The following is a 6,878-nucleotide window of genomic DNA, read 5'->3' as shown; positions in this document are numbered from 1 at the left end:
GTCCGGTTCCTGGACACCAGCTACGACCAGTTCGCGGACTCCGCGCGGGTCGCGAACTTCCTGCCGCTGATGGCGGAGCGGTTCGCGCGGCAGCGCCTCCGCGCGCTCGCGAGAGTTGAAGGCCAGCACGACGACGGCCTCCCCACTGCCCTGTTCCTGTGCGTGCACAACGCCGGCCGGTCCCAAATGGCTCTCGGGTTCTTCCAGCACCTGGCCGGCGACCGGGCCGTCGCCTGGTCCGGCGGATCCGAACCCGGCGTGGAGGTCAACCCGTCGGCCATCGAGGCGATGGCGGAACGCGGCATCGACATATCCGGCGAGTTCCCGAAGCCCTGGACCGACGAGATCGTCCGTGCTGCCGACGCCGTCATCACGATGGGCTGCGGCGACGCTTGCCCGGTCTTTCCGGGCAAGCGTTACGAGGACTGGGCCCTCGATGACCCGGCCGGCCAGGGCGTCGACGCCGTGCGTCCGATACGGGACGAGATCGAGCGCCGCGTCCGCAACCTGTTGGAGGAGCTTGGCGTCCCCGTCTCCTGACAGGGCAGCAGGAACGGCGGCACCGGGTGGGTCTTAGTTAGCCGAAGCGACCGGAGACGTAGTCCTCAGTCGCCTTGACACCAGGCTTCGTGAAGATCTTGGTGGTGTCGTCCATCTCGATCAACTTGCCCGGCTTGCCGGTGCCGGCGATGTTGAAGAAGGCCGTGCGGTCGCTCACCCGGGCGGCCTGCTGCATGTTGTGCGTCACAATGACGATCGTGTAGTTCTGCTTCAGCTCGCCGATCAGGTCCTCGATCGCCAGCGTCGAGATCGGGTCCAACGCCGAACAAGGCTCGTCCATGAGCAGCACCTCAGGCTGGACGGCGATCGCCCGGGCGATACAGAGCCGCTGCTGCTGGCCACCGGAGAGCCCGGCACCAGGCTTGTCGAGACGGTCCTTGACCTCGTTCCAGAGGTTGGCCCCACGCAGCGACCGCTCCGCGATCTCGTCGCCCTCGGACTTGCCCATCCGTGCACTGTTCAGCTTGATGCCGGCGAGCACATTGTCGCGGACGGACATCGTCGGGAACGGGTTGGGCCGCTGGAAGACCATGCCGATCTGGCGACGGACGTTGACCGGATCGACGCCGTAGGCGTATAGGTCCTCACCGTCGAGCATGACCTTGCCCTCCACCCGCGCCCCCGGGATCACCTCGTGCATCCGGTTCAAGGCGCGAAGGAAGGTGGACTTGCCGCAACCGGACGGGCCGATGAATGCGGTGACCGAGCGAGCCTCGATCTCCATCGACACGCCTTCGACGGCGAGGAAGTCTCCGTAGTAGATATTCAGGTCGCCGACGTCAATGCGCTTGGACATGGTGTGGACCTCTTGGTTTCTAACGTCCGGTCTTCGGGGCGAACGCCTTGGCGATGAGCCGGGCGATCAGGTTGAGCAGCATGACTATGATCACCAGCGTGAGTGCCGCTGCCCACGCCCGGTCCAGGCTTGGCTGTGGTTCGCTGCCGGACAGCGGGCGCATGGCGAGGCTGTAGACGTACGCCGGAAGCGACATCATCCAGTCGCTGAACGGGTTCGTGTTGATCGACGAGGTGAAGCCGGCCGTCACGATCAGCGGGGCAGTCTCCCCGACCACGCGGGCGATCGCCAACGTCACACCGCTGGCAATGCCCGAGATGGCGGTCGGGATGACCACCCGGAGGATCATCCGCCATTTCGGTACACCGAGCGCATAGGCCGCCTCCCGGAGCTCGTTCGGGACGATGCGCAGCATTTCTTCACTCGAGCGTACGACAACCGGGATCATCAGCACAGACAGCGCGACCGCGCCGGCGAAGCCGTTGCGCGTGCCCACTCCGAACAGCACCGCGAACAACGCCGCCGCGAAGAGACCGGCGACGATCGACGGGATGCCGGTCATCACGTCGACGAAGAACGTGATGGCCCGGGCCAGCCGGCCCCGGCCGTACTCGACCAGGTAGATCGACGTCATCAGGCCGATCGGCACCGAAATGGCGGCGGCCAGCGCGGTGATCAGCAGTGTCCCCATCAGGGCGTGGTACGCGCCACCGATGAGCGGAGCGCCCTCCTGCGCGGTCTGCTGGTCCTCCAGACCCGTCACGTTCCGCATCGAGGTGGTCAGGAAGTCCGCGCTGAAGGCGGACAGGCCGTTACCGATCACCGACCAGATCACGGATACGAGCGGCACCAGCGCGATCACGAACGCCATGTACACCAGCACCGTGACGAAGCGGTCGATAGCCTTCCGGCGTCCTTCGACGACCCCCGAAACGATGGGCAGCACGATGGCGAAGATCACCACGGTCAGCACCACGAACATGGGAAGGCTGAAGCCGATGACCGCGGAGAGCGCCGCGCCGAGGGCACCCGCGGCCACGAACAGACCGACCGGCACGTATCGGTGCAGCTGGTCATGAGTCAGCGTGCTGGACTCGTGCGGCGTGGACGTGGTGACAGTCATCAGTTGGCCCCCGAGAATTCCTTACGTCGCGACACGACCCACCGGGCGAGCATGTTGACGCCCAGCGTGATGACGAACAAGACCAGGCCCGCGGCGATGAGCGTATTGGTCTTCAGTCCCGAGGACTCCGGGAAGTCCAGCGCGATCTCCGCCGCGATCGTATTGTTGCCGCTGCTGATCAGAGACCAGGTGAAGCCGCCCGTGGACAACACCATCGCGACGGCCATCGTCTCGCCGAGCGCCCGGCCCAGACCGAGCATGATCCCGCCGATGATTCCGGGGCGGCCGAACGGAATGACCGACATCCTGATCATCTCCCACCGGGTCGCGCCGAGTGCGAGCGCGGCTTCCTCGTGCAGCTTCGGCGTCTGCAGGAACACCTCGCGGGACACCGCGGTGATGATGGGCAGGATCATCACCGCCAGCACCAGACCGGCGGTCATCATGGTCCGGCCCGTCGCGGAGGCCGGACCTTCGAAGAACGGGATGAAGCCGAGGTTGTCCGCCAGCCACACCCACGCACCCTGGACATTGGGTGCAAGCCATTGGATACCCCACAGGCCGTAGACGACGCTGGGAATCGCGGCGAGAAGGTCGACGACATAGCCCAGCCACTGGGACATCCGTCGCGGCGCGTAGTGCGATATGAACAGCGCAATACCCAGCGCAAGCGGAGTGGCCACGATCAGCGCGATGAGCGCGGCGGCCAGAGTCCCGAAGACCAGCGGCCAGACGTAGGACAGGAATCCCTCGCCGCCCTCGATCTCTGACGAGTCCGCTTGGAAGGCCGGCAGCGCCTCGGAGACAAGGAAAACCGCAACGCCGGCAAGGACGATCAGGATGATGACGCCGGCGGCGCGAGCGGCGAACGAGAAGTTACGGTCACCCGGCCGGACGCTGCTGCGTTGGCCCCGAGGCCGTCTCTCCTGATCCGGCGGTGTGTTCGTGGTGGTCGTCACGTGTCAACTCCGGGCTGGACTGCGCTGGATGCCAGTGAGACGGCGAGGCGCACGACGCCGGGCGGCCCGCTCCCGAGGAGTGTAGACCGCCCGGCTGTGTGCGATCGCCGTGGCAAGCGGATCTGCTAGCCGACCTCGATCGAGTCCAGGACCGTCTGAACCTGGGTCTGCATCTCCGGCGAGATCGGCGCCGAGCCGGCGGCATCCGCTGCTGCCTGCTGGCCCTCGTCGCTGGCGACGTAGCTAGCGAACTCCTTGACGAGATTGCCGGTTGCCTCGTCCGCGTACGCGGTGCATACGACCGTGTAGGAGACAAGAACGATCGGGTAGTTACCCGACTCGGTGGTGTCGCGGGCGAGCTCGAGAGCAAGGTCGTTGTCCGCCCGGCCCTCCACAAGCGGCGAGTTCTCCACAACAGCGGCAGCGGCTTCGGCCGAGTATTCGACGAACTCGTCACCGACACCGATCGCGGCTGTGGTGCGGTCACCGGCCGCAGCGGCGCTTGTGTAGCCGATGGTGCCCTCCGCGGCGTCGACCGCCTGCAGCACACCCGGCGTCTGCGCACCGGCCTCGCCACTCAGGTCGGACGGCCAGTCACCGCTGACCTCGTGCGTCCACACGTCCGGCGAAGCCGCAGCCAGGTACTCCACGAAGTTCTCCGTGGTGCCGGACTCGTCCGAGCGGTGCACCGGGGTGATCTGCGTGTCCGGCAGCTCGGCGTCGGGGTTGTCCTCCGCGATCGCCGGGTCGTTCCACTCCGTGATCTCCTCGTTGAAGATACCGGCCAGAGTGTCCGGACCGAGCTGCAGGCTGTCCACACCCGGGAGGTTGTACGGGACGGCGATCGGGTCGATGTAGAGCGGGAGGTTCACCGCCGGTGCCCCGCACTCGGCCTCGGCTGCCGACATCTCTTCCTCGTCAAGGGCGGCGTCGGTGCCGGCGAACGGGACCGCACCGGAGGTGAACTGCTCGCGACCGGCGCCGGAACCCTCCGGCGCGTAGTTCACCGTCACGTCCGGGTACTGCGACTGGAAGCCCGCGATCCAGGCCTGAACCGCAGCCTCCTGCGAGCTGGCGCCGGCGCCGTTGAGGGAGCCCGACAGGTCGCCGGCCATCTCCTCGCCGTCGTCGCCCGCGGCCTCGGTGTCGTCCTCTTCGGCCGTGTCGTCGCCGTCGTCACTGCCCTCCTCTTCGGAGGTGGTGTCGCCGTCGTCGCTGTTGTCCGAACCGTCGTCGGGGTCCGAGCCACAGGCGCCCAGCACCAAGGCAGCAGCGCCAACGACAGCGACGGGGGCCAGCTTGCGGCGCGCAATGCTGAGTTTCACGTTGGATGTCCCTTCCTGGACTTATGCGTCCTTTACACTGCAGAAACTAGGGAAGTGAAGTGACACGGCGGCCCGCAGGGGGTGAACAGAGAATGAATGACGGCCGCCAGTTGGACTACGACATCGGGTCGAAAGAACGACGTCTAGGTAAACAACCCGCTCATTCCGTTGCGGCGCGGTCACGATGCCGAGGCCACCGGGTCTCGGATCGGTGACACCACAGGCCCGGCGCGTTGACGCCCGAAGCGACGAAACCCATGGCTGCCGCCGATGGCCCAGATCTGGTTGTATGGGCTGATGGAGGAGGAACACGCGATGGGGCGGACAGCGGCGATCGTCGGAGCGGGACCGGCCGGCCTCTATTTACTGGCCAACCTGCTCGAGGCGGACGCGTTCCGGCAGGTCGACGTCTTCGAGGCGGTGCCGGCGCCGTTCGGTTTGGTCAGGTACGGCGTAGCTCCTGACCATCCCAAGACCCGGACCATCTCGAAGGTTCTCGCCGCAGGCTTCGAATACACCGACGCGCACTACTTCGGCAACGTGATGGTGGGACGCGACGTCTCGTTGGAGGAGCTGCGGCGCAATTACGACGTCGTCGCCTTCTCCACCGGCATGCGGGGCGACCGTAGCCTCGGCATACCCGGCGAAGACCTACCCGGCTCGATCGGCGCTTCCGAGCTGGTCGCCTGGTACACCGGTCATCCGGACGCCCCGAAGGTCTCGTTGCCTGAGAACCTACAGTCGGCGGTGGTGATCGGTGCCGGAAACGTTGCGCTCGACGTCGCCCGGATCCTCGCCCGCGACCCGGAAGACCTGGTCACCACGAGCATGCCCCGGCCAGTGGTGGACACTCTGAAGGCCAGCACGATCACCGACGTGCACGTGGTCGCACGGCGCGGCCCGGCTCAGGCCAAGTTCAGCTCGCCCGAGCTACGCGAGATCGGCAAGCTCGACGGCGTGGACGTGGTGATCGATCCGGACGATCTCGTCCTCAGCCACGACGACGAGGCCGAGATCGAGAGCCGAAGACAAGCGAAGACCACGGTCAAGGTCATCGGCGAGTGGTCCGAGCGCTCGCCTTCCAACGCCGAACGGCGCATCCACTTCCATTTCTGGCGGCGTCCCGCCCGCATCCTCGGGGTCACCACCGTCGACGGCGTCGAGGTCGAGCCGACACGCGAGCCCGCGAGCACGCCGGCGCGTCCGACGACCTTGCCGGCGCAGATGGTGGTCCGCGCGATCGGATACCGCGGCGCGCCCGTGCCGGGCCTTCCTTTCGACGATGCGAGCGGGACCATTCCGTCCGACGACGGCCGGGTCGTCGACCAGGGCCGGCCGGTCGCCGGCGTGTATGTGACCGGGTGGCTCCGCCGCGGTCCCACCGGCGTCATCGGCACCAACCGTCCGGATGCCGGACAGGTCGCGGCGTCGATACTCGGCGACCTCCCTGACCTGGCCGAGCCGGAAGGTTCCCCCGAAGAGCTCGCAGCGCTACTGAACGAACGAGACGCGCACCGGCTGACCTGGGAGGACTGGCACCGGTTGGAGTCCTACGAAGCCGAGTTGGGCAGGCCGCACGGCGGTGATCCCATCGTCGTCGACGATCTGGAGACCGTGCTGCGTGTGATCGCCGCAACCTCGGAGTGACACTCGCAGCCGAGACCCTCGTCACCTACGCCGAGGGAGCAAGCCTGCTGATCCGGTGACGCATGCATAGTGGTCACGTACGCCGGAACGGCCGGCGACTCCGCTGATGCGCTCTCGCGGCGGCTGATCTGGGGTAAGCAGCCTGGTTGGCCGGGGCGAGGGCGCTGCTGGTGCCAGTGCCGTCGCCACTCTCGCTGCCCCAGTCGTCGCCGCCGGACTCGTCACCGCCGCCGGACTCATCGCCACCGCCCGACTCATCGCCACCGCCCGACTCATCACCACCGCCGGACTCATCACCACCGCCGGACTCATCGCCACCGCCGGACTCATCACCACCGCCGGACTCATCACCACCGCCGGACTCATCACCACCCGACTCATCACCACCGCCGGACTCATCACCGCCCGACTCATCACCACCGCCGGACTCATCACCGCCCGACTCATCGCGACCGCCGGACTCATCA

Annotated in this window: 5 protein-coding genes and 2 pseudogenes; 2 read left to right on the top strand and 5 right to left on the bottom strand. The window is 67.0% G+C overall.

Going from position 1 to position 6,878, the window contains the following annotated elements; genetic code table 11:
• Positions 1 to 534 (top strand): annotated as a pseudogene (locus tag ELR45_RS14100) (arsenate reductase ArsC); the annotation flags it as partial.
• A 43-nt stretch (positions 535 to 577) separates the two neighbouring features.
• Here ELR45_RS14100 and pstB read toward each other — a convergent pair.
• From pstB to pstS, 4 genes are all read right to left on the bottom strand, one after another.
• Entirely contained in the window at positions 578 to 1,357 is a 780-nt protein-coding gene (gene pstB, locus ELR45_RS14095) for a phosphate ABC transporter ATP-binding protein PstB (RefSeq protein WP_129666972.1), read from the bottom strand.
• Positions 1,358 to 1,376: 19 nt separating this feature from the next.
• Positions 1,377 to 2,480 carry a phosphate ABC transporter permease PstA gene (gene pstA, locus ELR45_RS14090; RefSeq protein ID WP_129666971.1) on the bottom strand — a complete coding sequence of 368 codons (1,104 nt, stop codon included), beginning with the start codon at positions 2,478 to 2,480 and terminating at the stop codon, positions 1,377 to 1,379.
• The gene (gene pstC / locus ELR45_RS14085; protein WP_129666970.1) at positions 2,480 to 3,439 is read right to left on the bottom strand and encodes a phosphate ABC transporter permease subunit PstC; all 960 of its coding nucleotides are present in this window, start codon (positions 3,437 to 3,439) and stop codon (positions 2,480 to 2,482) included. The genes pstA and pstC overlap by 1 nt, the downstream gene beginning before the upstream one ends.
• A gap of 125 nt (positions 3,440 to 3,564) precedes the next feature.
• Positions 3,565 to 4,764: a phosphate ABC transporter substrate-binding protein PstS gene (gene pstS, locus ELR45_RS14080; RefSeq protein ID WP_205856576.1), complete on the bottom strand. Its 1,200-nt coding sequence runs from the start codon at positions 4,762 to 4,764 to the stop codon at positions 3,565 to 3,567.
• A gap of 270 nt (positions 4,765 to 5,034) precedes the next feature.
• Here pstS and ELR45_RS14075 point away from each other — a divergent pair, with 270 nt between their 5' ends.
• Positions 5,035 to 6,411: an FAD-dependent oxidoreductase gene (locus ELR45_RS14075; protein ID WP_129666969.1), complete on the top strand. Its 1,377-nt coding sequence runs from the start codon at positions 5,035 to 5,037 to the stop codon at positions 6,409 to 6,411.
• A 73-nt stretch (positions 6,412 to 6,484) separates the two neighbouring features.
• On the opposite strand, the pseudogene ELR45_RS37820 reads toward ELR45_RS14075, so the two are convergent.
• Positions 6,485 to 6,878: pseudogene (locus ELR45_RS37820) on the bottom strand (hypothetical protein); the annotation flags it as partial.

It is taken from the genome of Phytoactinopolyspora endophytica, assembly GCF_004138495.1.
Lineage (GTDB): Bacteria > Actinomycetota > Actinomycetes > Jiangellales > Jiangellaceae > Phytoactinopolyspora > Phytoactinopolyspora endophytica.
Note: the sequence above shows the minus strand (reverse complement) of the source record. Positions and strands in the feature narration are given on the sequence as shown.

Excerpts from the sequence above, each read along its gene's own strand:
- pstB (WP_129666972.1), bottom strand. The coding sequence starts at position 1,357 with ATGTCCAAGCGCATTGACGTCGGCGACCTGAATATCTACTACGGAGAC.
- pstA (WP_129666971.1), bottom strand. The coding sequence starts at position 2,480 with ATGACTGTCACCACGTCCACGCCGCACGAGTCCAGCACGCTGACTCAT.
- ELR45_RS14075 (WP_129666969.1), top strand. The coding sequence starts at position 5,035 with ATGGCCCAGATCTGGTTGTATGGGCTGATGGAGGAGGAACACGCGATG.